Source organism: Clostridium sp. (assembly GCF_036643715.1).
Lineage (GTDB): Bacteria > Bacillota > Clostridia > Clostridiales > Clostridiaceae > Clostridium.
On the sequence record NZ_JAVXRL010000001.1, the window covers coordinates 50,082 to 73,474 of the forward strand.

At 27.9% G+C, this 23,393-nt stretch carries 25 protein-coding genes; 8 read left to right on the plus strand and 17 right to left on the minus strand.

The annotated features are described in order from the left end of the window. The first annotated feature begins 106 nt into the window (after positions 1-106). Positions 107-1,057 carry an arsenic resistance protein gene (locus RSF37_RS00230; RefSeq protein ID WP_332562356.1) on the plus strand — a complete coding sequence of 317 codons (951 nt, stop codon included), beginning with the start codon at positions 107-109 and terminating at the stop codon, positions 1,055-1,057. 84 nt (positions 1,058-1,141) lie between these two features. Then, a complete protein-coding gene (locus RSF37_RS00235) occupies positions 1,142-1,555 on the plus strand; it encodes a hypothetical protein (protein WP_332562357.1) in 414 nt (137 codons plus the stop codon). A gap of 52 nt (positions 1,556-1,607) precedes the next feature. Here RSF37_RS00235 and RSF37_RS00240 read toward each other — a convergent pair whose 3' ends face one another. Continuing rightward, positions 1,608-2,483: a radical SAM/SPASM domain-containing protein gene (locus RSF37_RS00240; protein WP_332562358.1), complete on the minus strand. Its 876-nt coding sequence runs from the start codon at positions 2,481-2,483 to the stop codon at positions 1,608-1,610. A 194-nt stretch (positions 2,484-2,677) separates the two neighbouring features. Here RSF37_RS00240 and RSF37_RS00245 point away from each other — a divergent pair, with 194 nt between their 5' ends. From RSF37_RS00245 to RSF37_RS00260, 4 genes are all read left to right on the plus strand, one after another. Further along, entirely contained in the window at positions 2,678-2,833 is a 156-nt protein-coding gene (locus tag RSF37_RS00245; protein WP_332562359.1) for a hypothetical protein, read from the plus strand. A gap of 88 nt (positions 2,834-2,921) precedes the next feature. Continuing rightward, a complete protein-coding gene (locus tag RSF37_RS00250; RefSeq protein ID WP_332562360.1) occupies positions 2,922-3,404 on the plus strand; it encodes a permease in 483 nt (160 codons plus the stop codon). Continuing rightward, positions 3,401-3,919, plus strand: coding sequence for a permease (locus RSF37_RS00255; RefSeq protein WP_332562361.1), 519 nt, complete (start codon positions 3,401-3,403; stop codon positions 3,917-3,919). Before RSF37_RS00250 ends, RSF37_RS00255 begins: the two co-directional genes overlap by 4 nt. Positions 3,920-3,969: 50 nt before the next feature. Beyond that, on the plus strand, positions 3,970-4,332 hold the full coding sequence (locus RSF37_RS00260) for a CoA-binding protein (RefSeq protein ID WP_332562362.1): 363 nt from the start codon (positions 3,970-3,972) through the stop codon (positions 4,330-4,332). A gap of 48 nt (positions 4,333-4,380) precedes the next feature. On the opposite strand, the gene RSF37_RS00265 is transcribed toward RSF37_RS00260, so the two are convergent. Together RSF37_RS00265 and RSF37_RS00270 are read right to left on the minus strand one after the other, a co-directional pair. Beyond that, positions 4,381-4,749, minus strand: a complete 369-nt coding sequence (locus RSF37_RS00265) for a hypothetical protein (RefSeq protein WP_332562363.1) — start codon at positions 4,747-4,749, stop codon at positions 4,381-4,383. 61 nt (positions 4,750-4,810) lie between these two features. After that, on the minus strand, positions 4,811-5,098 hold the full coding sequence (locus RSF37_RS00270; RefSeq protein WP_332562364.1) for a hypothetical protein: 288 nt from the start codon (positions 5,096-5,098) through the stop codon (positions 4,811-4,813). A 122-nt stretch (positions 5,099-5,220) separates the two neighbouring features. On the opposite strand from RSF37_RS00270, the gene RSF37_RS00275 reads away from it, so the two are divergent. Together RSF37_RS00275 and RSF37_RS00280 are read left to right on the plus strand one after the other, a co-directional pair. After that, positions 5,221-6,108, plus strand: coding sequence for a helix-turn-helix transcriptional regulator (locus tag RSF37_RS00275; RefSeq protein ID WP_332562365.1), 888 nt, complete (start codon positions 5,221-5,223; stop codon positions 6,106-6,108). A gap of 66 nt (positions 6,109-6,174) precedes the next feature. Then, complete coding sequence (locus RSF37_RS00280; RefSeq protein ID WP_332562366.1) at positions 6,175-7,257, plus strand: GyrI-like domain-containing protein; 1,083 nt, start codon at positions 6,175-6,177, stop codon at positions 7,255-7,257. Positions 7,258-7,294: 37 nt separating this feature from the next. Here RSF37_RS00280 and preA read toward each other — a convergent pair whose 3' ends face one another. The 14 genes from preA to RSF37_RS00350 form a co-directional block, all read right to left on the minus strand. Then, complete coding sequence (gene preA, locus RSF37_RS00285) at positions 7,295-8,530, minus strand: NAD-dependent dihydropyrimidine dehydrogenase subunit PreA (RefSeq protein WP_332562367.1); 1,236 nt, start codon at positions 8,528-8,530, stop codon at positions 7,295-7,297. Next, positions 8,530-9,804 (minus strand): FAD-dependent oxidoreductase, encoded by a 1,275-nt coding sequence (locus RSF37_RS00290; RefSeq protein WP_332562368.1) that lies wholly within the window; start codon positions 9,802-9,804, stop codon positions 8,530-8,532. Before RSF37_RS00290 ends, preA begins: the two co-directional genes overlap by 1 nt. 238 nt (positions 9,805-10,042) lie before the next feature. Further along, on the minus strand, positions 10,043-10,426 hold the full coding sequence (locus tag RSF37_RS00295) for a hypothetical protein (RefSeq protein WP_332562369.1): 384 nt from the start codon (positions 10,424-10,426) through the stop codon (positions 10,043-10,045). Positions 10,427-10,542: 116 nt separating this feature from the next. Continuing rightward, positions 10,543-11,931, minus strand: a complete 1,389-nt coding sequence (locus tag RSF37_RS00300; RefSeq protein ID WP_332562370.1) for a sensor histidine kinase — start codon at positions 11,929-11,931, stop codon at positions 10,543-10,545. Continuing rightward, positions 11,928-12,611 (minus strand): response regulator transcription factor, encoded by a 684-nt coding sequence (locus tag RSF37_RS00305; protein ID WP_332562371.1) that lies wholly within the window; start codon positions 12,609-12,611, stop codon positions 11,928-11,930. Before RSF37_RS00305 ends, RSF37_RS00300 begins: the two co-directional genes overlap by 4 nt. 78 nt (positions 12,612-12,689) lie before the next feature. Beyond that, on the minus strand, positions 12,690-13,304 hold the full coding sequence (locus RSF37_RS00310; protein WP_332562372.1) for a TlpA family protein disulfide reductase: 615 nt from the start codon (positions 13,302-13,304) through the stop codon (positions 12,690-12,692). Between the two features lie 17 nt (positions 13,305-13,321). Continuing rightward, positions 13,322-13,999: a cytochrome c biogenesis CcdA family protein gene (locus tag RSF37_RS00315; RefSeq protein ID WP_332562373.1), complete on the minus strand. Its 678-nt coding sequence runs from the start codon at positions 13,997-13,999 to the stop codon at positions 13,322-13,324. A 13-nt stretch (positions 14,000-14,012) separates the two neighbouring features. Then, positions 14,013-14,459 carry a hypothetical protein gene (locus RSF37_RS00320; protein ID WP_332562374.1) on the minus strand — a complete coding sequence of 149 codons (447 nt, stop codon included), beginning with the start codon at positions 14,457-14,459 and terminating at the stop codon, positions 14,013-14,015. A 114-nt stretch (positions 14,460-14,573) separates the two neighbouring features. Further along, positions 14,574-15,458, minus strand: coding sequence for an ROK family protein (locus RSF37_RS00325; protein WP_332562375.1), 885 nt, complete (start codon positions 15,456-15,458; stop codon positions 14,574-14,576). A gap of 16 nt (positions 15,459-15,474) precedes the next feature. Next, positions 15,475-16,851 (minus strand): glycoside hydrolase family 1 protein, encoded by a 1,377-nt coding sequence (locus RSF37_RS00330; protein WP_332562376.1) that lies wholly within the window; start codon positions 16,849-16,851, stop codon positions 15,475-15,477. An 11-nt stretch (positions 16,852-16,862) separates the two neighbouring features. Further along, positions 16,863-17,660, minus strand: coding sequence for a MurR/RpiR family transcriptional regulator (locus RSF37_RS00335; protein WP_332562377.1), 798 nt, complete (start codon positions 17,658-17,660; stop codon positions 16,863-16,865). Between the two features lie 27 nt (positions 17,661-17,687). Continuing rightward, the gene (locus RSF37_RS00340; RefSeq protein ID WP_332562378.1) at positions 17,688-20,300 is read right to left on the minus strand and encodes a glycoside hydrolase family 38 C-terminal domain-containing protein; all 2,613 of its coding nucleotides are present in this window, start codon (positions 20,298-20,300) and stop codon (positions 17,688-17,690) included. 63 nt (positions 20,301-20,363) lie between these two features. Next, positions 20,364-22,358: a fructose-specific PTS transporter subunit EIIC gene (locus RSF37_RS00345; RefSeq protein ID WP_332562379.1), complete on the minus strand. Its 1,995-nt coding sequence runs from the start codon at positions 22,356-22,358 to the stop codon at positions 20,364-20,366. Between the two features lie 224 nt (positions 22,359-22,582). Continuing rightward, positions 22,583-23,359, minus strand: coding sequence for a histidinol-phosphatase (locus tag RSF37_RS00350; protein WP_332562380.1), 777 nt, complete (start codon positions 23,357-23,359; stop codon positions 22,583-22,585). Positions 23,360-23,393 lie beyond the last annotated feature (34 nt).

Genomic DNA, 23,393 nt, shown 5'->3' on the forward strand with positions numbered 1-23,393 from the left:
TAACTTAATAGTTTTATCCTTTTAATTATGAATTTTAGTTTTAATAATGATAATCTATATCACTTGTGTTATAATTTATAAGACTTTGTAAGGAGGACTTATTTTTATGGACAATATAAATAAATTTCAAGGCTTAATCATATTATTAATGGCATTTTTAGGATTGATTTTAGGGCAAATAAATTTTATACAACGTTATGCTAGCATTATTATTATGCCATCATTAATAATAATGCTATTTTTAGTATTTATTCAAATACCATTAAAAGATATAACATCTTCATTTAAAAATATAAAATTCACTTTTACATCAGTATTAATAAATTTTGTATGGACACCTCTCCTAATATTTATATTAGGTAAATTATTTTTGAAAAATAACCCTGAGTTATTAATTGGCTTTGTTATGCTTATGGTAACGCCTTGTACAGATTGGTACTTAATTTTCACTCGTATAGCCAAAGGAAATGTTGCATTAGGCACTTCCATATTGCCACTTAACTTTTTCCTTCAGCTAATACTTCTTCCAGTGTACGTATTTTTAATTGGCGGTTCTACAATAGAAATAAATGTTTTAAGTTTAACCTTGGGTGTATTTCTAAGTTTAGGAATACCACTATTTAGCGCAATTTTGTATAGAAAATTTATTAGCAATTTAAAGAAAACTTCTAAGTTTAAAGAAACTATTACATATAAAATTTCAGGGTTTCAAAGCTACTTTCTAAATATATCAATTATAGCTATGTTTGCTTCTGAAGGTAATTCTCTTTTAGAAAATCCTTCAATAATAATTAAGATGTTAATTCCAATATTATTATTTTTCATTATAAATTTTATTTTAGTGCAATTTATAGGAAAGTTTTTAAATTTAACTAATGAAGATACAGTATCTTTAACTTTAACAACACTTGCTAGAAATTCTCCTGTTGCCCTTGCAATAGCTGTTGCTACTTTTCCGGATGTACCACTCATATCATTAGTTCTAATAATTGGACCATTAATTGAGCTTCCAGTACTATTTATAATATCAAAAATACTTCTAATTATTAAATCATAATTTGATATTGTTCTATTTAATGTTATAATGTATTAATTATCGTAATTAGATAATTAATAATTTAAAGAAAAGTGAGAATACTGAATGGAAAATTTTCAATTAGAAAGAAAAATTAAAAAACTTGATAAGGAAATTGATGCTTTAAAGGTAGCATTAAAGTATTTATCAAATACTGATGAGATTAAAGAAGTTAGAGACGAATTAAATAGAGAAAGACAATTTGCAGCTGATGTACTTTATGCTGAAGATCATAAAGCATTTTATAGTTGTCGTAGCATGTTATTAAATATGTTAAATGAAGAATTAGATAAAGATGCTCAAAAAGACTTACTTGAAAGCATCAAAGAATCTTATGGCAGACAATACCCTAATGCTTCAAAAGAAAGTAACGGACTTAATGCATGGCTAAAAAAACTATTAGTTGAATGTGAATGGAAAGAATCTTCTAATAGTGATTGGGCAATACTTGTAATTACAAGGTTATTACCTGAAAAATAAACTTAAATGCTAATAAAAACAGGCAATTCTAATTTGAATTGCCTGTTTTTTATTACTTTTTATATCTTTTGGCATAACCGCATTTTTTACATAAATCTTCTACTGCACATCTTCTTGAAAATCCATCATAAAGGTTTTTAGCCCTCTCACCTTCTAATATATCATTTAACGGTGTTTTAAATATATTTCCAAGTGGAATATTTCCTTCACTATCAAGGCAACAAGGTACAATAGTTCCATCAACTAGTACACCCATTTGATCTCTTAATCCATAACAGAATATTTCTGTATCTTCACAATCTTTATCAATATTTGGCCATTCAAACTTTTCAGCCATATTTAAATAAATATTTTTTCTTATCTTTATACCACTACTATCTCTTAACTTTTCTTTTAAACTAAACGGAATTTCTAATCCATCTTCAAGCATAGTAAATATATCTTTATTCAAGTCATTACATGCTTTTAACTCTTCGCTATCCATATTCCAAAGTCTCATTGATGCTATAATGTTACTTTGTTCGTTTGCCTCTAAAATAAATTTTGATATATCTTTTACATATTCATCTAGCTTAACTTCGCTATTATTAGCTTCAAAGCTATGTAGTGATATATTAACTTGTCTTAACGCCTTTGCTTCTATAAGTATATCTTTAACTTTATTTATTAAAGTTCCGTTTGTTGTTATATTTACTTTTAATTCATTTTCATGAGCAATTTCTAAAAATCTTTCTAAATTTTCATTTAAAAATGGCTCTCCCATTAAATGAAGGTATATGTAATCTGTATATGGTTTTACAGCTTCTATAACTCTTTTAAAGGATTCTTCATCCATAAATTGTAGCTTTCTGCTAGTTTTCGGGCAGAAATTACAACTTAAATTACAAACATTTGTTATTTCTATATATACTTTTTTAAATCTTTTCATATATATCCTCCTTTAAAAATACTCAAAGTCTATTATATTTTATTTTGCTCCTATTTTACAGAACTTTTTTAATTATTACTTCTAATAATTTTTCAAAATAACCTTTTATTATTAAATTATGAAGTAATATTATAATATAAAATATATGATTTTCACCATACTATTAATGTAATAAATTTTTAGGAGGTGATCTAATGAAAGGCGAAAATAAAAGAGTCTATTCTAAGGAAAATTATTTAGCTAATGGTCATAAGACACAGAACCAATGGTCTAAAAATAGTTTTACTACGACAACAAAAGAACCTGGAATTAATGAAAGTGGTCTTGAAGCTAAGAAAAAAGGCTTTTAATTAAAATAATCTATAATTTTTATCAACATAAACGCCCTATGAATATTATAATTCATAGGGTTTTATTAATTTTTATAGGTGATTTAAAATGACAGCAACAATTTTATATTTATTAGCATTTGTTCTATTTATAATTTCATTTTTTAAAGATAGACAAAAAACATTCAACGCACTTAAGATTGCACTAAAATCTTTTGAAAATATAATGCCTCAATTTCTAAGTATTATATTTATTATTGGTACAATTCTATCTTTTATAAATACAACTACTATATCTAACTTAATTGGAGATTCCTCTGGATTCCTAGGAATTTTATTTTCTTCAATAATTGGTTCTATAACTATAATGCCAACTTTTGTAGCCTTTTCAACTTGCAGTACTCTCCTTCAAAATGGTGCAGGCTTTACTCAAATTGGCGCACTAGTGTCAACTCTTACTTTAGTTGGAGTTATGACATTTACTCTAGAAAGCAAATATATTGGAGCCCGTGCCGCTTTCTTAAGAAACTTTATCGCATTTTTATTTTCATTTATGGTAGCTATAATTATCGGAAAGGTGATGTTATTATGAATATAGTTTTAAAGGTTGCTAAAAGATATTACTTATTTATTTTTTGTATACTAGTTACATTAGCTTTATTTTTTATAAATGATACTATTGCACATAAAACTATATTAAATGCAAAATCTAGCTTCTTAGAAATGTTAAAGGTTCTTCCTCCTATAATGCTACTTCTAGGTCTTATGGACGTTTGGATTCCTAAAGACTATTTTATAAAATATATGGGGAAAGACTCTCATTTTATTGGTATATTTATTTCTATTATAATTGGCTCCTTAGGTGCTGGTCCTATGTATGCAGCCTTTCCTTTCACCGCTGTATTACTAAAAAAAGGTGCTTCACTATTTAATATAATAATATTCATGAATGCTTGGTGTGTAACTAAAATATCCACCCTACTTTTTGAAATATCATCTCTTGGTTTTAAATTTACATTTGTTAGACTTTTAATAGATATTCCTGGAATTATTCTAATGGGTTATTTAGTATCTTTCTTTATGAGAAAACATGAAGCAATTAGCTAAAATAATATATTAAAAAAGGTATATAATAATTTAAAAGGAGGTATTTATTTATGAAAACAAAAGATATAATTGATTTTAAAAACTGGGTAGTAATTGGTGATGTAACAAACGAACGTAAATATGCTCACAAAATTTTAAATGCATTTAAAAGCAAAGGTTATAATGCTTCAGGTGTTCATCCTAATGGGTTTGATTCAGTTTATAAAACATTAAAGGATGTTCCTTATAAAATTGATGCTATTGACCTTTGTATTAATTCCAAAGTCGGATTAGAATTTATAAAAGAAGCCCATGAATTAAATATAGAACATGTATTAATTCAGCCTGGTGCTGAAAGCACTGAAATTTTAGATTACTGTAAAGAAAATAATATAGAAGTAGTAGAAGGCTGTGCCCTAGTAAAACTGCGATAATCTATAAAAGCTAATGTGTAAATTAATAACACATTAGCTTTTTTTCTTTTATATTATGAATGTACTTATAATTAATATTATTCCGGAGATAATTAAAGAAAGCTTAATTACACTTAAAGGTAAAATATTTTTTATTAACTTATTATCTCTTTCATATTTAGTATTTCCTTCTAAGTCAGTAGTTGTAAATTGTACATTTGAGGTGTAATTTTCTCTGAAAAACAGTCCTCTGTTACTTCCTCCAATACAAGATAATACCCCTATTACTAATAATACAATTCCTTCAAAAAAAACAACATCGACTAAAGCATAATTTTTAATATTATTTATTATTACCGCTGCAAAAGCCGCTAGCATACTAAATAGAATACCAATTAAAATACACTTACTTAAAGTTATTAAATTAGATTTATTCATTAAACCACCTCCTGCTATATTAATATGATTATCATTTCCTTTTATACTTCTTCATTAAAATTCAATTATTTTTTTCTTTTTCTATTACTATCTGCGCTGCTTTTAATATTTTATATAACCCTTCTCCACCTAATATTAATAAAATAACAATAAGTATTGGTTTTAAAATAATAATTATTATATAGATATAAGACATAAATCCTAATGCGGCCATCTTTCCTGTAATTCCTGATTTAATCATAATAGAGCATATTTCCATCACAATTGGTAATAAAATAAATATTCCTAATGTCACTGAAGTTCTCTTTACTATTTTTTTAGAATCCATTTCTCCAAATTTATATTTCATAACTTTCCACCCCCTCTTAAATTATATACTATACATGGAATATTTTTCTATTTAATTTCATCACTGTAAGTTATAATAAAAATAAAATAATTTAAAATACATAATGCAAGGTTGGTATAAACATGAAAATTGATAGATTAATAAGTATAATAATGTTTCTTAACAATAATCAAAGGGTAACTTCAAAGGAATTATCAAAAAAATATGAAGTATCCATAAAAACTATCCAAAGAGACATAGATGCAATAGATAGGGCTGGAGTTCCTATAGTATCTTATAAAGGTCAAGATGGCGGATATGAAATATTATCAGATTACAAAATAAATAATAGTGCAATGAAAAAAGAGGATATATACCTTATAACAAAATTATTAGAAGGATTAAGTACTACATATAAATCAAAAGCTCTAGCGGCTTTAAAAGAAAAGTTTATTGCTATTAATAATAAGTCTTCTAATAACACCCTTTTAATTGATTTCTCTCCATGGGGAAATAATGATAAAATTAAAGATAAAATATCACAGCTAGATGATGCTCTATCATCTAATAGAATCCTTTCATTTAATTACATAAATCTAAAAGGGGAACATTCACTGAGAACTGTAGAACCTATGAATCTTATATTTAAAAACTTCAGTTGGTACTTATATGCTTACTGCAAAGATAAATGCGCAGACAGAGTATTTAAGGTTAAGCGTATGAAGGATATAAAACTCAAAGGGAATTTTATACCTTCTCATGAATCTGTACCTAATAACATATTTCAAAATAGAACCTCTGATGTAGATACTATTAAATTTAAGATCTTTCCAAACTTCATAAAAAAAATAGATGACTACTTTGATGAATATGAGCTAAATAATGAAATCCTTACAGTGTCACTCCCAATTGATGAATGGCTGTATAGTTTCATACTAGGCTTTGGACATGATGTTGAAGTTATAAGCCCAAGTTACTTAAGGGAAGAGATAAAAAAAAGGATATTATCTATGAATAATTTATACAAATAAGACATACAGTTGTCTTATTTATAACTTTATAATGAGTTTATAAATATTGAAAGATGGTGTTAATAATTGAATAGTAAACTGGATTTAAAAAAAGAAAATAAAGATTTATTTAAAGGAAAGCCTTTAGAAGTATGTGAAGTTACTTGCAAAAAGTCTTCATATATATGTATTGATGGTACTTGCGACCCAAACACTAATCCTTTATACAAAAAGGCAATTGAAGCCCTTTATCAAACATGCTATACTCTTAAATTCATGTATAAGGAAAAAGGATTAGACTTTGTTGTTATGCCTCTTAGTAGCCTTTGGTGGACAGATTCAGGAGATGGTTGTAATGAAAGTAATAAGGATACTTGGAACTTTAGAGCTATGATTGAAATTCCAAAGTTCATTTCTGAAGAAGATATTGAGTTATCAAAAAATATAGCTTTTAAAAAAAATAGTAATACTCTTATTTTAGAAATACTTAATAGAGAATTAAATGAAGGAAAATCATTTCAAGTATTACACATAGGCCCTTATAATGAAGAGGAGACTGCTGTTAATCTAATGCATGCAAAAATTAAAGAAAAAGGCTATAAACTAAGAGGTAGACACCATGAAATTTACTTAAATGATCCAAGAAAAACATCTAAAGATAAACTTAAAACTATTATTAGACAACCTGTATACAAAGATACCGATTATTTATTAGACTTCGATGATAGAGTTTCTAATATTTTTAATACAATTGGAAATAAAAGTACTATGGTTCTCTCTACATCCTCTAATGATATAGTTACTTCAAGAAACATGAGCATAATAGTCATTAATAATAAATTTTATTTTCAAACTGCTTTAGAATTTACTAAATGCAAGCAAATAGAAAATAATAAACACGTTGCTCTTTGCATTAACAATATTCAAATTGAAGGAACTGTAACTAATAATTTTTCAATATACAGTAATGAAGCTTCAGAATTTAAATCTTTATATAAAAATTTGAATAAAAACTCCTATGATGCTTATTCAAAATTAATGGGAAACCGAGTATTCGAAATAAGTCCAAGTAAAATATCCACATATAATTATGAAAGCAATGATTTATATCTAGAATTCATAGATTTTATAAATAAATTTGCTTATAAAAAACCATACTTACTTTTATAAAATTAAAGGGACTGAATAAACAGTCCCTTTTGATTACTTATAATATAACTTCTCTTTCTTTTTCACCTTTTTTGAATTTTATATCTCCCCATGATATGCTCAAAGTTGGACAGACATTTGCACATAAATGACATCCAACACATTTCTCTTCATTTAAAATAGGCTTTCTCTCTTCACCATCCCATTCGATAGCTTGGTGTGCACCATCAAAACATGATATATAACACCTTCCACATCCTACGCAACTTTCATAATCAAACTTTGGATAAACAACATATCCTCTATCTAAATCTTCTGCTGGTATTATATTTTTAACTGCAAGCCCAACCATATCTTCTAATTTATCAAAACCTCTTTCATCCATGAAATGTGATATTCCACTAATCATATCTTCAACAATTCTATATCCATATTGCATTATTCCTGTTGTTACTTGTAAATTACTTGCTCCAAGTAGTATAAATTCTAATGCATCTTCATATGTTTCTATTCCACCAATACCACTTATAGGTATATTCTTAAGTTTTTCATTTTTAGATAGCTCATATATAAATCTAAGTGCTATTGGTTTAACAGCCTTTCCTGAATATCCTGACACTGAGGACTTACCATTTATAACTGGTAGTGCTGTCATAGTATTAAAATCAATATCAGTTATACTCTTAATTGTATTTATTGTTGCTATAGCATCAGCTCCACCATCAATTGATGCTATAGCTGGTACTGACATATCCCCTATATTTGGAGTCATCTTTGCAAGTATAGGAAGGTTTGTTCCTCTTCTTACAGCTTCGCAATATTTTTTAACAAGTTCGGGATTTTGCCCTACATCTGAACCCATATCATGACTTGTCATCTGCGGACAAGAAAAATTGCATTCTATCATATCAGAACCAGCTTCAGTAACAAGCTTTGCAAGTTCTTCCCACTCTTTTTCATTTTGACCCATTATTGATGCAACTACTATTTTTGTTGGATAGTTCTCTTTAAGCTTTCTAAGATCATTTAAATTTTCCTCTAATGAATGTTCTGCTATTTGTTCCATGTTTTTAAATCCAACAAAAGATGTAGATTCCTTCCTTAAATTAGTAAAACGTGGTGATACTTCATTAGGTTTAAAAAAACCTATAGTCTTAAAAACTACGCCTCCCCAACCAACATCAAAACATTTTGCACACATCTCATAACAATTTCCTACTGGAGATGATGATAAGAAAAATGGATTTTCACATTTAACTCCACAGAATTCTATTGATAAATCTTTCTTCTTCATTATCTAACACCTTCCTTATTTTCTAAATATTCATCTATCGCTATTGCCGCTTCTTTTCCAGTCTTTAGTGCATATACTACCGTTTTATCACCTTCAACTATATCTCCTGCTGCAAATATATAATCTATATTTGTCTTATAGTTATCTGTAAGTATAAGTCCTTTATCATCTATCTTTATTTCTTCTATTTTCTTTATATTTTCTGGCTCCTGCCCTATTGCAAATATTACATTGTCAGCGGGCATATTTAATTCTCCATCATCAAACATTCCAGTTGCTTTAAATCTTTTGACAAAGCTATTGTCTCCAATTATTTCAGTAGGTTTAAATCCAGTAAATATTGGAATATTAAGATTTTGTGCCTCTAGGATACTAGATTGTTCTGCTGGCATATTTTCTATTTTTCTTCTATAAACTATTTTAACATCTGCTGCACCTAAATTTTTAGCTGTTACAGCACAATCTATTGCAACATCTCCGCCACCAATAACTATTACTCTATCACCGATCATAGCCTTTCTATTTATCTTAACTTCTGAAAGAAAATCTATTCCGTTTAATACTCCATTTAAATCTGACCCTTCAATACTAATCTTCTTACTCTTTTGCATTCCAGTTGAAAGTAATATTACTTTAAATCCTTCATCTCTTAAATCTTTAATACTTTTTTCTTGTGGTACTTTACATGAAGTAATAAATTCTACTCCCAAATTTTTTATGTATCCTATTTCATTATCAACTACAGCTTGAGGTAATCTTTCCTCTGGAATTCCATAAGTTAAGAATCCGCCAAGCTTCACACTCTCTTCAAATACAGTAACTTTATATCCACGCTTTGCAAGTTCTGTTGCTGCAGAAAGTCCACTTGGTCCTGAACCTATTATAGCTATTTTATCCTTTGTAGCTTCAATCTTTTCTAAGACTTCAAATCCAATAGTTTTTTCATAATCAGTTAAGTATCTTTGTAATTTTGCTATTTCTATAGGCTTATCTATTCCTGTTCTACTACAAGCACCTTCACAATACTTAGATGTAGGGCATACTCTAGCACAAACGCCTCCAAGTATATTATTCTCCCTAATAGTTTCAATAGCACCTTTCAAATTTCTAAAACGTAGTGAACGAATAAATTTTGCAGGATCTGTTCCTACAGGGCATGCTTTTGAACATGGAGCATCATGACATAATAAACACCTTGCTGACTCCTCCATTGCAAAAAATGGTGGAAATGTCTTTTCTTTAAACTCTTTTAGTATCTTCTCATCTCTTCCCAAAATAACTCCTCCTATCAAACTATTTGTGATTACGTTTACATTGTAACAATATAATTATATGCTTGTCTAACTTCTATATTTATTATATTTTGGCAAATATCCCTTAATTTTTTAATGACCAACCGTTCTGTTAATTATTTAACAGTTTATCTCCTTTTATCTCCATAACTCTATTTTAAAACTTAAAAGCAACCTTATAATTAACTTATAGGTTGCTTTTAAGAGCTCTCCTCTTCAATCATAATTTTTCTTTAAATCTATAATACCATCCTTTTACAGATGCCCTCTCTCCAATATTTATTCTTTTATATACAATATTAAGCGGTAAAACTTTTTGTTCATTTACTTTTAAAAATATCATTTTACCATCGTTTTCTTCCCAGTCTCCACCTATATTTTTACTAATGACTTCCCCAAGATACCCTCCAAAAGTCATTGATAAATCTAATAATCTATCATCATCCACTTCCTTAGCTTCGTTAGCCTTATGAAATATCTCTAAAATTTCATCAACTATGCTAAGGCTTTCCTCTGTAAAATCTAAATTTATTCCTAAGTTCTTCTTTGAGAAAATTACAGCTCTAAGGGATGCTTCTTTGAAAATTCTTTCTAATCTCTCCATTAGAATCACACCTGCCTTTGTATAAGCTTAAAGGGGAAGTCTTAAAAGTTTAATATTCACTTTTAAGATTTCCCCTTTACATTAGTATATTCTAATTAATTTTTTCGGTGCCTTTATTATTTAGGCAGTTGTATTATAAATTCACTTCCAATTCCAAGTTCACTATTTACAATAATTTTTCCACCATGACTTTCTACGATTGCCTTAGCTATTGTAAGTCCAACACCTACTCCCCCAGACTTTCTAGTCCTTGATTTATCTGCTCTATAAAATCTTTCAAAAATATATTTTAGGTCACTTTTTTCAATTCCAATTCCATTGTCTTTTACTTTAATAAATATATTTTTATCATTACTATCTAATGATAAATTAATTTTCCCTCCAAATGTCGTATACTTTATACTATTAGATATAATATTTATTATAGCTTGACTTAGTCTATCCTTATCACAATAATATTTAATACTTTTCAAATCTAATGAAAGTTTTATATTTTCATCAAATAGTTGCTTTTCAAAATTAATTACTAGCATTTTTAAAAGTTCATTTATATAAATCTCCTCTTTATTTAGAATTATGCTATCTTCTTCATACTTAGATAACTTTTCTAATGAACCAACTAGCCTATTTAGTCTCTCTATTTCATCATATATACTTTTAAGTCTTTCCTCTGAAGGTTCCCATATCCCATCCATTAGAGCTTCTACTTGAATCTGTATTGTAGTGAGTGGAGTTCTAAGTTCATGAGATATATCCCTTGTTAATATCTTTCTTAACTTATCTTGTTCATTTAGATTATTTGCTAATTTATTTACTGATATAATCATTTTATTAATTTCTTCTATATTACTTTTTACATTAATATCATTTAAATACTCTCCTTCTGCAATCAAATTGGTATTATGTATAATATTAAGTACAGGCTTGCTTATCGAATGCGAAATACTTACTCCAATAATTGTAGAAAGTATTATTGCACAAACTCCAACTGCTAGTAACACATTATTTAATGTCTTAAAAAATATTAAATCAGAATCATTGTAATAAAATGGTCCAATATATTCAATCTCAACACTACCGATATTCTTATTTTCTACTTTTAAATCAAATTTTTCTACAGTATAAGTTCCATTTACTGTAGGATTAATTTTATTTATATTAGCTCTTGTTTTTTTAAGCACCGATTCACATAAAAGATTGTTTTCATCTCTTGCATCCCATATGATTTTTCCATTTGAATCTTTTATTTTAAGAATTAACCCCTTCTCTATTGCTTCTCTACCTATTAAATCTATATTATCTTTATCGAACTTATTATCTTTATAAGAATTATCAATGCTTTTTACTACATCGCTTTTTCTTTGCTCTATTCCCTCTTGAATATACTTATTAAAATTACTTTTAATTGAAAGATTTGCAACTATTCCAACTGATACAATAATAACTAAAGAAAATAAAATAAATATAATTGTAAGTCTACTTTTAAGTTTATTTAAAATCTTCATAAGTATCCAAACTTATATCCTATACCATGTACAGTTATAATATATTTCGGATTTTTATTATCATCTTCTATTTTATTTCTTATATTTTTAATATGAGAATCTATTATTCTATCATATACGAAATTATCTTCTTTCATTGTCTTAACCATAAGCTCATCTCTTGTAAAAACTCTTTTAGGATTCTTTGCAAATTCCATAAGTATTTTGTATTCTGAAGGTGTTAATGTTACTTCATTACCACTTTTAAAAACTTCATAAGTATTTGTGTCAATTATTAAATCTCCATTATTAAACTTCAATTTTTTCTTTTCATTGTAGCAAACTCTCTTTAAAATAGCATTCACCCTAGATACTAAAAGTTTTGGACTAAAAGGTTTTGTTACATAATCATCAGCACCAATATTAAATCCATGTAATGCCTCATCTTCTTGTACTTTAGCAGTTAGCATTATAATTGGAACATTAGATGTTTTTCTAATTATATTACACACCTCTTCCCCTGAAATATCTGGCAGCATCAAATCGAGTATAATTAAATCTATATTCTCATTTTCATATTTTTTTATAGCATCACTGCCATTGTATGCTGTTAAAACATTATAATTGTCCTTTTCTAAATATCCTTTAACAACTTCAACTATTTTCTCTTCATCATCAATAACTAATATATTTTCTTTCATAATCTCCCTCCTTAAGCCATAAGAAAAAAAGATTAGCCAAACTTTCTTAAACTAATCTTTTTTTGTAGGCTAAATATATTATTTTATAAGACTTTCTATATTATCATTTAAAATCTCTTCAGATATAAGGCCAGTATGGTCATTTACAATCTGTCCTTCTTTATCAATAAATAACGTTCTTGGAAGTGCTTCAATTTCATAAGCCTTTGTAGCATTTAATTCTGTATCGAACAATATATTCATATTATAATTATTTTCTTCTAAAAAATCTAATGCTTTTCCTTGGGTTTCTCTCATTCCATCCGTAAGATTAACCATAAGTATCTCTACATCTTTCCCTTTGTACTTTTCCGTTGCTTTTTGGAAATAAGGCATTTCGGCTTTACATGGAGGGCACCAACTTGCCCAGAAATTAATTACTACAGCTTTTTTATTTTTATAATCTGACAGCTTAACTTCTTTACCATTTATATTATAAGCTTTAAAGTCAGTAGCATTTACCTTTTCACTATTATTAGTTTTAGCCTTATCATTAAATCCTGAATTACCACCTCTAAACTCTTCACTAACTTTACCATAGCTTTTTTCTTTTTCTAAATAACTATTACTCAAATATTTATAAGCAACTCCACCAACTACTAATAGTAAAATTATTGATAAACATGAAATTATTAATTTTTTTTTATTATTCATCTTTCTAACTCCTTACCCTAAAACGTTAATACAGATAAAACTAAATTCAAATATCCAGTTGCCATCATAATACCTACAATTATTAAAATAAGCCCTGAAATTACATTTATTATTTTATAATTTCTCTTTATAAAACTAAATGCATTCTTTAATGAATCTATTAAAATTGCAGACAGTATAAATGGAATTCCAAGACCTAAACTATATGTTAAAAGCATTAATATACCTTCTGTAGATCCTCCTGAATTTGCAGCTATCATTAATGCAGATCCTAAAAATGGCCCAACACATGGAGTCCAACCAATTCCAAATACCATTCCAAACAATAAAGATGATGCTTTACCCTTTTTCTTTTCTGTCACATTAGTTTTCATTTTAAAACTTCTTTGTAATATTCCAATTTTTAAAATACCTATATAATTAAGCCCAAGTACTATTAATATACCACCTGATATAATATTGAAAACTTTAATATTATCTTTTAATAAATGTCCAAAAGTACCTATTGCCCCACCTAACATAGTAAATATAAATGCAAACCCTATAACAAAGAATATTGAATTTATAAAAGCTCTACTTTTATTATTTTCTTCATTGCTTCCCATGAAATATGATATATATATTGGTATCATAGGTAATATACACGGAGAAATAAATGTTATTATTCCTTCTAAAAATAGTATTAAATAATTCATAAAAAACTCCTCTCTATAAAGCACACTTTAAACTATTATATATTTCTTCTGTTAATGCTTCTTCATCAATTTCATCTTTATTGTTTACAGATCTTATTATTCCGATTAAATCATTATCTAATAAGATACCATAGTCTATATCTTTCTCTATTACATTATTAAGTGTTATCTCACCATTATTTATGTCTATACTCTCACCATTTTTAGGATTTACAATCCTTACTTTGTTACTTTTTTCTACTCCATCTATTTTAAGGTTTAGACTTTCTGTATCATTAATTATATTTACCATAGGATACATTCTTCCTTCTTTGTAAACTGCTTTTATAGAGCTAGCTTCACTTTTTCTAGTCGTACCTTCTTCTACTCTAGCATTTTTATTTTCTTTAAATATTAGCGCTCCTGAAATTATAAATGTAAAAGCTACTAATATATATATTACCGTTTTCTTATTTTTCAAAATATTTCCTCCCATTTATTATACTCCTTTTTAGAATACCACTATAACTAAATTATTTGTTGATTTTATGAAGATAAGAAAGACAGCCATTAAATTTAATGACTGTCATACTTTTTAAATATTGTATTCTTCTAAATGATGAGCTAACGCTCCAATAAGATTTGCATCTTTTTTATGGGTACAAGTACATATTTTAGGTTTTATTTCAGCTATTGTAATTTCTTTAAGTATTTCATCAATTTTCCTATCTATATTTGAAATAAAATCTTCTCTCTCACTTATAGAACCACCGATTAATATTAACTCTGGATCGTACATATATTGAAGATTAAATATACCTTTTGCAAGTTCATTATAAAACTTATCTAATATACTTATACAGATTTCATCTCCTAAACTAGCCATTTCAAATACTTTTTTACCATCTAAAGTTTCATCATTAAAGTACTTCCTAGCTTTTCTTACAAAAGACATAGTAGATGCAACTTCACTGAAAGTTTTGTAATTACCATCTATGTCTTCCATTATCATAAATCCAAACTCTCCACCATATAAATGTTTCCCGTGATGAATCTTCTTATCCTTAATAATTGCTCCACCAATTCCAGTTCCTGATACTACAAATAATATATCACTTACATCCTTTGCAACACCTGAAAAAACTTCTGCTAGTGCAACGCAATTTGCATCATTTTCAATACTAACATTTAAGCCTAATCTACTTTTCAATATTTCTTTCCAGTTTGGTCCATGTATACAAGGTACTGCACTTACTCCACCAACAATTCCTGTTTTAGAATTTACAGCTCCTGGAGAACTTATTGCAATTCCCTTTAAATCATATTTATTCTTCATACTAGAAACAAACTCTATTATTGTTTCAGTAAATTCTTTTATTTCATGCTTTGGATATAACATATCCTTTTCTATAAGGTTTCCATTATCATCTGCAACTGCTACTTTAATGGATGTTCCTCCAATATCTAAACATGCATACATATAGTATTCACCTCATTTAAAATCCTTTGTTTTTTGATAGTTCCTTAAACCATCTTCCGCTTTTCTTAATTGTTCTCTCGCCATTTTCAATATTTAATGATACTAATCCGTATCTATTTTTATAACCATTAAGCCATGACCAATTATCTATAAATGTCCACACATGATATCCAATGCAATTCGATCCTTCTAATATAGATTTATTTAACCATCTTAAATGATCCTTATAAAAATCTATCCTATAATCATCTTCAATTCTTCCATCAACTATAAACCTATCTTCCCCTTCTACTCCCATTCCATTTTCTGTTATCATCCATTCAATATTACCGTAATTTTCTTTTATATTTAAAGCAATATCATATATTCCTTTAGGGTATATCTCCCATCCCCTATATGGATTCATCACTTTTCCTGGCATATCATAATTATCATAATAATATTCTGGAGTAAATGGAGCTTCATCATTTGGCATATTTGCCTTTGCACAAACTCTTCTAGGTTGATAATAATTAACACCTAAGAAGTCTACTCTATTCTCTTTTATTGTGTTTAAATCAGCTTTATCATACTCTGGCATTAAATCATGCTTTTTTATAATCTCAACTAATTCTTCAGTAAATTCTCCTTTTACTGCTGGATCTAAAAAACTTTTATTAGCAAATAAATCAGCTATTCTAGCAGCTTTCAAATCCCATTTATTTTCACTTCTTGGATAACAAGGTGAAAGATTTATAATAATTCCAATCTTTCCATCCTTACAAATTTCTTTATAATTTTTTATTGCAATTGCGTTAGCTAAAGCAGTATTATAAGCTACTTGAACTGCTGCTTTTGGATTGAATTTACATGGATAATGGAATCCTAGATAATATCCACATTCCACATGAACCATCGGTTCATTGAATGTGAACCACCTTTTCACCCTATCTCCAAATAGCATAAAACAGGTCTTTGCATAATCGGCAAAATATTTTACTATATCTCTATTTTCCCATCCACCAATTTTTTGAAGTTCCATTGGCATGTCAAAATGAAATAAGTTAACAAAAGGTTCTATACCTTCTTTTATTAATTCATCTATAACGTTATTGTAAAATTTAACACCATCTTCATTAACTTCACCATATCCATTTTTAAATAATCTAGACCAACTTATAGACATTCTAAATGAATTATGACCTGTCTCTTTCATTAACTTTATATCATTTTTATAATTATTATAAAAAGTTGATGTATTCTCTGTACCTATTCCATTATGAAATCTATGTTTTTCTGTTTTAAACCAATAATCCCAAATGTTTTCTCCTTTATTTCCTTCATGTATTGCACCTTCACTTTGAGTTGCTGAAGATGCACTTCCAAAATAAAATTTCTCAGGAAATTTAACCATAATATTCTCTCCTACTCCTTATTAAATACCTTCTCAGTTGAAACCCAACTATTTAGTACTTCTTTATATTTTCTTATATAGTAATAATGTATTAAGTCAATTTGTACAAGTATTGGAATTTGAGCAGACATTATTCCTGTTGCTTCTTCACCTTTAAAGTTTGATGTATTTATCGTAATATCAGATGTTTTATTTAAACTTGACTTTTTATTTGCTGTTATAGTGATTACGGTTATATCTTTTTCCTTTAAATCTTCTCCAATTTTCTCTAAAGCTTTATTTCCTCTAAGAGTAAATAAAAATACTAAATCACCTTTTTCTAGAATTGATGTTGCCATTTCTATAGCACTTCTATCATGGATTACCTCGATAAATTTGCCCATTCTAGAAAATCTAAACTTAAAATCTTGTGCTGCCGTTGCGCTAAGACCTAATGCAAATACATGGATAAGTCTATGAGAATAAATATAACTACATACCTTCTCAATCTTTTCTTCATCAAAACTTTTATCGATATCATCAAAAAGATTAAAATACTCTGTTTGAAGATCTATTGCAATATTATTTAAATTATGTTCTTTCTCATTTTTTAGTTGCTCATTATATAAATAAATAAGTTCTTTATAATTAGAAAGACCTATTTTTTTGCAAAACCTTGTTATTGATGCAGGTGATACATTAAGTTTCTTTGATAATTCACTTATAGGGACACTCTCTTTTCCTTGCAAAAAATATTCAGCTATTTGTTCCTCAACAAATGTAAAATTAATCTTAGAATGATTGATTCTTAAAACTATCTCCTTCTTCATGACTCCTCCAATACTCGTTATAATTAACTATAAATTTATCTTAATTGTTTTTATTTCACCTTTTTTAAATGATGGCATTATTATTTTACAATCAACATCAACTTCTTCTGTTAATGTTCTGTTGTTTAAATTAACCCATTCATAAGTTTTTCCATTCTTAACTTCTATATATCCCGTATTATCCCGTTTATCGCAATAATTTAATAATCTAATTGTATATGATTTATCATCTGATGCATTTATTGAAGTTACACAAATCCCTTCTAAATTATCACAATTGATTAAGTTTTCAAATAGTTCTATCTCTTTATCTAAAGGATGACTTACAAAATATTTTAATGTAGTTGTAAATCTATTTAATTCCTGTATTTGATAATATGGTACTGTTACAGCATACTTCGTAAACATATCATTCACTTTAGCACTATCAAACGTATTATCTAAATTTATAGCAAATTTAAATTTAAGTTTTCCTTTTAACTGACTCTTCGGTGTTTCTATATATTTAAATTCGTTCCCTGATGCAACTCCAGGTCTTCTTACAAGGTCAGGTTTACCAAGGTATCCAACTCCTCTAAATAATGTTAATGCAACTTTTGAATTATCTAAAATTTCATATTCTTTAATTCCTTTTGACATAACAGTTAGGGACCTTTTATTATCATTTAAGTTCACAAAATGTAACATTGGATAAATAGGTGATGGCTCTTCCTTCCATTTAAGTTCTCTCCAATTATCAATATGTTTTGGAACATTCTCTCTTTTAATTATTCCAAAAGGGGTATCTGCAATAGAGTTATTTGTAATAACATTACTGTTAATTACAACTCTCATTCTATGGTCTTCTGCATTATTATCAATTTCTAAATGACATTCTATAATACCTTTATTTGATAATATAACTTTCATAATATAAGGTATATAAGAACTTTTATTTAAATCACTTCTATCAGTTAAGTTAGTAGGGACACTAAACTTTCCTGTTATCTTAAGTTCTTTATATAGTTCTCCATTTAAAATTTCACATTTAGAATCTTTAAAATCAAGAACATATCTCACATCATTCATAGGGGGTGAATAATCATATGTATCTCCATCATCTCCAGACTCCTCAATAACTATGCAATCTTTAATAATTTCATAAGTATCCTTTTTAGTTACATCTATATTACCATTTTTAAGTTCAACTTTGTAATAATTATCTTCTATAAAATTATCTCTATTTTCTTTTTCTATATTAGCTGTATCAATTTCAATAACCTTTAATCTTTTTATACTAAAAGGTTTAATATTACATTTTATTGCTACTTTGCTTATATAGAAATATAAGCTTTCATCATTTTCTTCTGATGTTCTATTAATACTTCCACCATATTCTTTTACAACTTCTAAAACCTCACTTAATATTTCATTATCTTCATCATCAAATATTTTGAAATCTTTTTTCTTAGTTGTAATATTTAATTTAATAACTTCATCTCTCATTTTCGGTAATGTATTAAATAATATTAAATCATTATTACCTTTACCTTTTAAAGACTCACTTATTTTTCTAGTAATATAATCACAAGCTGAATATGAAAGTTCATCTACCTCTATTAATCTTGATAGTATACTTTCATTTGTTTTATCACTATTACATCCGCAAGCACTATCGTGAGCATGATTCATAAGAAGCTTCTTCCATATATTTTCAATCATTTCTCTCTTTGGATTTAACCCTAAATTACTTGCCATTACCATAAGTGGTTCTAATACATATATAAGTCTTCTTTCAATTTTGTCATTTAAATATTTGTGATCATATCTTGAAGAATATATAGATCTATGGATTTTAGAATTTGATGGATTTACAAATTCACCACTTACTTCTAATAATCCATCTTCTTTTTCTAATTCATCAAAGAACTCATCACAAGTACTTTCTACATATTTAAAATTGTTTTTTGTATTTACATTATAATAATCAATTCTTTCATTTAAATTGAAATCTACATATCTTTGATCTCCACCAACTGGTAATAATAACTTATCTGTTAAAACTCCATTTAGCATAGTTTCCTCAACTGCTTTAACATCATCATTATATATTAGATTTCCACCATAATAGTATCCATCTTTAATGTTATAAACTAGAACTGAGCTTCCATCTTCACTATTCCATCTAAATTCTCTATATGGGCATTCATCCTTTGATACACCTCTCCAAAATATCGATCTTTTAATATCAAATCCATTTAATATTTTAGGAAGATCCTTTGTTTGACCAAAGGAATCAGGTAAGTATCCAATTTTCATATAATCTCCATAATTTGATGCACTCTTTATTCCATAATATAAATTTCTTAAAATACTCTCTCCTGAAATAATAAGTTCATCAGTTTGAGTATACCAAGGTCCTATAATTAACTTACCTTCTTGAACAAGCTTCTTAACTGTTTCAAATTTACTTGGCATAAATTTTATATATTCATCTAATATACTTACCTGTCCATCTAAAAGATAATTTTTAATTTTTCCATTTTGAAGAGCTTCTATAACCTCATCCATATGATATATTAACTGTATAATTGTTTCATTTGATGTGAAATACCACTCATAATCCCAATGCGTGTGGGAATAAACATGCACCTTCTTCATAATTTTCTCCTTTTTATAAAAAGACCTAAATAGAATAGTCTACTTAGGTCAAAATTTAATTATTTAAAACTCTATTGTTGAAACTAAGTTGTATAATTTTTTATTATCATTTTCATTTGCTATCTTATATCTAAAATCATCATCAATTAATTTAGTTGCAATTGAACTTAATATTTTAATGTGATTATCTGCACCATCTTCTGGTATTGTTAATCCAAATGCTACTTTAATTGGACTTCCATCTAATGAGTCCCACTCAATAGGGTTTTTAAACTTTATTAAAAACACCCCTGATTTTTTAACTGTATTGCTTTTACAATGAGGTATTGCTATACCATCATTGAATCCTGTTGTAGCTTCGTCTTCTCTTTTATAAAGTCCTTTTAAATATTCTTCTTTACTCTTAACAAATCCATTTTCATAAGCAACTGATGCTAGAAATTCAAATGCCTCATCTTGTGTTTTTGAATTTTCATCTACATATATATGAGTTTCTTTAAAAACATCATTATTTATATTACTTATCTCTGTAATTACGTTTGATGGAATTCCTTCTTCATTAATAACATCCATCATCTCATCTATTTCAATTTCTTCTTGAACTACTGGTTTTTTAAGTGCTCCAAGTATTAATGCTGTAACTAATATACCTGCTGAAACTGAGCCTATCCATGTTATAAATGGGATTGGCTGTTCTATATATCCTATAAACGTTCCAAGGGGTGATCCTATACCTCCATAGAACTTACATCCAAATAATCCAACTAGTCCACCTGCTAGTGCTGAACCTGCAACTGATGCGATTATCATTTGTACTGGATTTGCTGCTGCAAAAGGTATTGCACCTTCTGTTACTCCAACCATTCCCATACCAAATGCTGAATTAGCTGATATTTTTTCATCTTTTGTAAATTTATTTTTAAACATTATAGATGCTAACCATATACCAAGTGGTGCAACTGATATTGCAGCTTGTGCTGCTGTTCCTGGAACAAAATTCGCATCTTGGATACCAAATTTAGCTACTGTATCTGTAAATACTGCTGTACCAAATATTAATGCTGTCTTATTAACTGGTCCACCAAAGTCGAATCCAATCATAGCTCCAATTATTGCTCCAACTATAAATGGTGCACTTGCATATCTTTCATTTAACATTGTAAGTCCGTTATATAACCAATCCATCATACCTGCAATTGGTTGTCCTATTAAGAAAAGTACTATAACTGTAATTGCAAAAGTAGCTATTAATGGAATAATCATAATTGCTAATAATGGTTGTAATATTTTAGGCCACTTTATGCTCTTAAGCCCTTTTACTATGTATCCTACTATAAATGCTACTAATATAGCTGATAGGAATCCTCCACCTGTTTGTGTTCCTAAAAATTCTGGATCGTTTGCTAAGTAAGCTCCAATCATTGCTGGTGCAATTGCTGGTTTATCAGCTATTGAGTTAGCAACAAATCCTGCAAATAGTGGAATCATTAATTTAAATCCAACTTGTCCTACTGCAAATAATTTTGACATAAAGTATCCCATGAATGTTGTATTATCAAATCCCCAGTTTACTATTCTTCCAAGATCATCTTTTTGGAATGCAAATATATTTGCAATTGCAAGAAGTAATCCTGCAGCAATACACATAGGAACCATATATGATATACCACTCATTATATGCTTTATAAATTGATTATCTGTTTTTCCTAAAGTTACACTACCAACCTTTGCGCCCTTTTCTCCATAAAGTAACGCTTCATCATATGCTTTAAGAATTAATCCTTCAGCATCTTTTATTGCATCAATTGACTTTACTCCTAAAACTCTCTTTCCAGAAAATCTTGATAAATCAATATCTATATCAGCTGCAATAATTACTACATCAGCTTCCTTTATATCGTTTTCACTTAGTACATTCTCAGCTCCAATAGACCCTTGAGTTTCTACTTTAGCTATATACCCCTTTTTCTTTGCAGCCTTATTTATACTTTCAGCTGCCATATATGTATGTGCTATTCCTGCTGCACATGCTGTAATTGCTACTATTTTTTTGTTCATTTTTTGTGCACCTCCCATTTGATGTTTTTATTATTGCACATTTATTCTCCTTTGCAAATGTTTTCAAAGCCTTTAGATTTGATTTTCTTCTTTTATTTTTTAACCGAAAATACTTTCATCAATTCAAAATATTTTTTCCTTATTCATATATATTTTGATAGTATTATCATCTACATAAAAAAAGAGTATACACGACATTCGTATATACTCCCTTAATATATTGTTTAAAGTTCTAATTTATCTATAATTTCTAGTCCATTTTCTTTAGCAAATTTAATTCCCATCTCTAAGTCATTAAGTTCACATGGATTATGTGCATCAATTCCAACAATTCTTTTTACGTTATATTCTTTTGATAATTCCCAAAAATCCTTCATTGGATATGCATATCTTTCACCATTATTATAGTTTACTTTAGGTCTTCTCATTCCATTTACGTTTATCTCTATTGGCATATTCATTTCTTCAGCTGCTTTTAATATTTTTCTTGATGCTTTTATTGCACATTCGTCCCACTCTTTATATCCAAGTCCAAATACATCAGGGTGAGCTATATAATTAAATATTCCACTTCTCATAGATTTAACTACAAAGTCTGAATATGCCTCTAACATATCTTTTGTAAGTTCAGCCCCAACGTATCCCCACTCGCCTTTATATGGGAAAAAGTGTGCTCCTAATATTAAATAATCGACTTTATATTTTTCCTTTAACTCATCATAAAGCCATAAAAAATCTTCAAAATACTCACATTCGATTCCCTTTTTTATACTTATCTTATCACCATATTTTTCTATAGCCATATCAATATCTTTAATGTAGTTACATAAATCTTCATAAGTCATTCTATGTGAGTTATCTATATCTTTTCCTGGGTGAGGTAAATGATCTGATATTCCAAGTTCCTCAAGGCCTGCCTTTATTCCCTCTTCTACATAATCGTTCACTGTTCCTGTTGCATGATTACATCTATAATTATGCGTATGATAATTCGCTTTCATCTCCGTACTCCTCCTGTTATAATCCTTTATCCAT